Raw genomic sequence first — 3,649 nt, 5'->3', positions numbered from 1 at the left:
CTCATAGCGGTATTGGCCGCCGAACGAATCACACGAGGTGATTCGCGGCGGACGCCTCGGAAGCCGGCCATGGACGGCCGGCGAGAATGAGCGAGAGCCATGCCGGAACATCCTGACACCTTAATTTGGGTTGCGGGCGCAGCCCGCATTAGACAATATTTGTTGAATATGTTACGACCACGAAGAGCACGATGGACACGAAGGCGGAGTTAAAAATTCTTCGTGATTTTCGTGTTCTCCGTGGTTTTCTTTTACCGTCTGGAAACTTTTCTCATGCATGATCTGATTGTCATCGGTGCCGGCCATGCCGGCTGTGAAGCTGCTCTGGCGGCTGCCCGGATGGGTATTTCGGTACTGGTTTTCACCATCAACGCCGATACCATTGCCCAGATGTCCTGCAACCCGGCCATCGGCGGCCTGGCCAAGGGCCACCTGGTCAAGGAAATTGACGCCCTGGGCGGATCCATGGGCCTCATAGCCGACCAGTGCGGCATCCAGTTTCGCACCCTGAACACCTCAAAAGGACCGGCGGTGCGGGGCACTCGGATCCAGTGTGACAAGTTGCTGTACCATCGACGGATGAAGCACTTCCTGGAACAGCAGGACGGCATCGAAATCCGTCAGGCGATGATCAACCGGCTGCTGGTGGACGATAAAAGAGTTGTCGGGGTAGAGGATGAAACCGGTTTTCAGTATCGCTGCCAGGCGGTGGTCATCACCACCGGCACTTTCTTAAACGGCCTCATCCATATTGGCACCTTCCAGCAGGCCGCCGGCCGCACCGGGGAATTCGCCTCCCTGGCCCTGCCTGAAAACCTGCGGGAACTGGGATTTCAACTTGGACGGATGAAAACCGGTACCCCGCCCCGGATGCTGCGACGCTCGATTGATTTCAGCCGCCTGGAACGACAGGACGGGGATCCAAAACCGAAGCCTTTTTCAGTCATGAGCGGCAGCATTGACCAAGCTCAGCTGCCCTGTTTCATCACCCGCACCACCACAAAAACTCATAAGATTCTGGCAGACCACATCGGCCAGTCACCGCTTTACAACGGCACCATTGAAGGCATCAGTGCCCGTTACTGCCCATCCCTGGAAGACAAGATCATGAAATTTCCCCACCATGAAAGCCACCAGGTAACGTTAGAGCCCGAAGGCTGGGAAACCGAGGAAATCTATGTTAAAGGCCTGGGGAACTGCCTGCCGGTGGAAATCCAGCAGCAGCTGTTTCACACCGTACCCGGCCTTGAGGAAGCGGTGGTCATCCGGCCGGCCTATGCGATTGAATATGATTTTGTTTTACCGACCCAGCTCCACAACACCCTGGAAACCAAGAAGATCAAAGGGCTGTTTTTAGCCGGCCAGATCAACGGCACCTCGGGCTACGAGGAAGCCGCCGGCCAGGGTATCTGGGCCGGGACCAACGCTGCCTGCCGAATAAAAAAACTGCCCCCGTTTCTGCTTGACCGTTCCGAAGCCTACCTGGCGGTGATGGTAGATGATCTGATCACCAAGGGCACCAACGAACCCTACCGGATGTTCACCTCCCGGGCCGAATACCGCCTCTTACTGCGGGAAGACAACGCCGATCTGCGGCTGACGGAAAAAGCCTTTGAACTGGGACTGGTGGATGAACAACGGCGGGAGAGGACCAGGGAAAAGGAACGTAAAACCAATGAAGGAAAGAAAGGACTGCACCGGATCAGGATCACCCCAAAGCAGGTGAATAAATCCTTGAGCAATGCCGGATCATCGCCGTTGAAAGAACCGGTTCCGGCAGATGAATTATTAAAAAGACCGGAAGTTGACCTGGCCACCCTGGCGGCCCATTCCCCTGAAACCGCCGATCTGTCCCGGGAACTGGGAGCGGAAGTTTCCCGGCAAATGGAAATCCAGCTCAAATACCAGGGCTATATCAACCGGCAGCTGGCCGAAGTGGAAAAATTCAAATCCCTGGAAAAGAAAAAAATCCCGGCTGATTTTGACTATCACACCGTTTCCGGCCTCACCAACGAACTGATCCAGAAGCTGGAAGAAGTCCGCCCGGCATCTTTAGGCCAGGCCTCCCGTTTGCCGGGCATCACCCCGGCCGCCATTTCCGTCCTGATGATCTATCTGAAAAAATTCCGCCAGAAATCAACTTGACTTAGTCTTGGAACTTAGTCCATAATAGGTTATCTGTAAAGATTTAGCTTTGTTTATAGATTGGAAAATTTTTCTTATTTCTCACGGAGCCACAAAGACACAGAGAAAGCCAGTTATTTGCCCTCTGTGACTCTGTGGCTCCGTGAGACTATTTTTAATTTTTTCGAAAATATAAAACTGAATGTTTACGTTTATCTTATATCAGCTGCTAGCTCAATTCAGGCTTATAATATTTAGAGAAAATTCGGAGGATGTCATGTCTGACATGGTCAATGTTCACGAAGCTAAAACCCAGCTTTCCCGGCTGCTGAAACGAGCCCATGAAGGGGAGGAGATTGTGCTGGCCAAAGCGGGAAAGCCTTACGCCCGCTTAGTGCCCCTGCACAAGCAGGAACCCCGAAAACCGGGAATCGCCAAAGGACACCTGGATGAAACCTTTTTTGAACCGCTGCCCGAAAGTGAGTTGCAAACATGGGGACAATAACAGACGACCAGGTTTCGATCTTCCTGCTCGATACCCATACCCTTTTATGGTGGCTATTCAACGATTCAAGGCTTTCCATAACCGCCTTTGAAATCATCCAGAATCCCGAGCATACAATTCTGGTCAGCAGCGCCTCCGGCTGGGAAATTGCCACCAAATATCGACTGGGGAAACTGCCCCATGCCGGTGAAGCGGCCACCAATCTACCGTCGTTGCTGCGCCAGGCTCGCATGGAGGTTTTGCCGATTACCATGGAACATTCCCTGGCTGCGGGTGCCCTCCCTGGACCTCATCGTGATCCCTTCGACCGGATGCTGATTGCCCAAAGCCGCATTGAAGGTTGTCCCATTATAACAACAGACTCCGCGTTTAAACAATATCCAGTGACCTTGATCTGGTAGCCGGAGATAATTTTTTTGTCTGTGTTTGTCCGTGTCTGTCTGTGGCTGAAACAATAACTCCCGGGAAGCAGACTGGCTTAAAGCAATAAAGCAACAACGTCCCGTTTTGATTTGACCAAAGAATTTTTTACCACAGAGAGCACAGAGGGGCACAGAGAAACAATCTGACGATTTCCTCTGTGTTCTCTGTGTTCTCAAGTGAGCATCGCGAACGGGTGGTTTATATTTGAATCCCTTTTTTCTTGTTTTTGTAACTATTCAGCACATCTTTATGAAGCGCACTGCTCCAAGCAAAACCGGGACTGTCCCCAAGCTTTTTGGTTTAAAAGGGAACTGTCCCAGGCTTTTTTGCCGATTACCATGGAACACTCCCTGGCTGCAGGTGCCCTCCCCGGACCTCATCGTGATCCCTTCGACCGGATGCTGATTGCCCAAAGCCGGATTGAAGGATGGCCAATTGTAACTTCTGACTCCGCATTTAAGCAATACCCGGTGACCTTGATCTGGTAGCCGGAGATAATTTTTTTGTCTGTGTTTGTCCGTGTCTGTCTGTGGCTGAAACAATAACTCCCGGGAAGCAGACTGGCTTAAAGCAATAAAGCAACAACGTCCCGTTTTG

At 52.0% G+C, this 3,649-nt stretch carries 3 protein-coding genes; all 3 read left to right on the top strand.

Features of this window, described 5'->3' with window-relative positions:
* Nucleotides 1-273 precede the first annotated feature (273 nt).
* The 3 genes from mnmG to U9P07_02365 all read left to right on the top strand — a co-directional run bounded on the left by mnmG (nucleotide 274) and on the right by U9P07_02365 (nucleotide 3,030).
* Nucleotides 274-2,145: a tRNA uridine-5-carboxymethylaminomethyl(34) synthesis enzyme MnmG gene (mnmG, locus tag U9P07_02375; protein MEA2108253.1), complete on the top strand. Its 1,872-nt coding sequence runs from the start codon at nucleotides 274-276 to the stop codon at nucleotides 2,143-2,145.
* 256 nt (nucleotides 2,146-2,401) lie between these two features.
* Nucleotides 2,402-2,629, top strand: a complete 228-nt coding sequence (locus tag U9P07_02370) for a type II toxin-antitoxin system prevent-host-death family antitoxin (protein ID MEA2108252.1) — start codon at nucleotides 2,402-2,404, stop codon at nucleotides 2,627-2,629.
* Nucleotides 2,617-3,030, top strand: coding sequence for a type II toxin-antitoxin system VapC family toxin (locus U9P07_02365; protein ID MEA2108251.1), 414 nt, complete (start codon nucleotides 2,617-2,619; stop codon nucleotides 3,028-3,030). The genes U9P07_02370 and U9P07_02365 overlap by 13 nt, the downstream gene beginning before the upstream one ends.
* Nucleotides 3,031-3,649: the final 619 nt, after the last annotated feature.

This window comes from Pseudomonadota bacterium (assembly GCA_034660915.1).
Taxonomy (GTDB): domain Bacteria; phylum Desulfobacterota; class Anaeroferrophillalia; order Anaeroferrophillales; family Anaeroferrophillaceae; genus DQWO01.
Note: the sequence above shows the minus strand (reverse complement) of the source record. Positions and strands in the feature narration are given on the sequence as shown.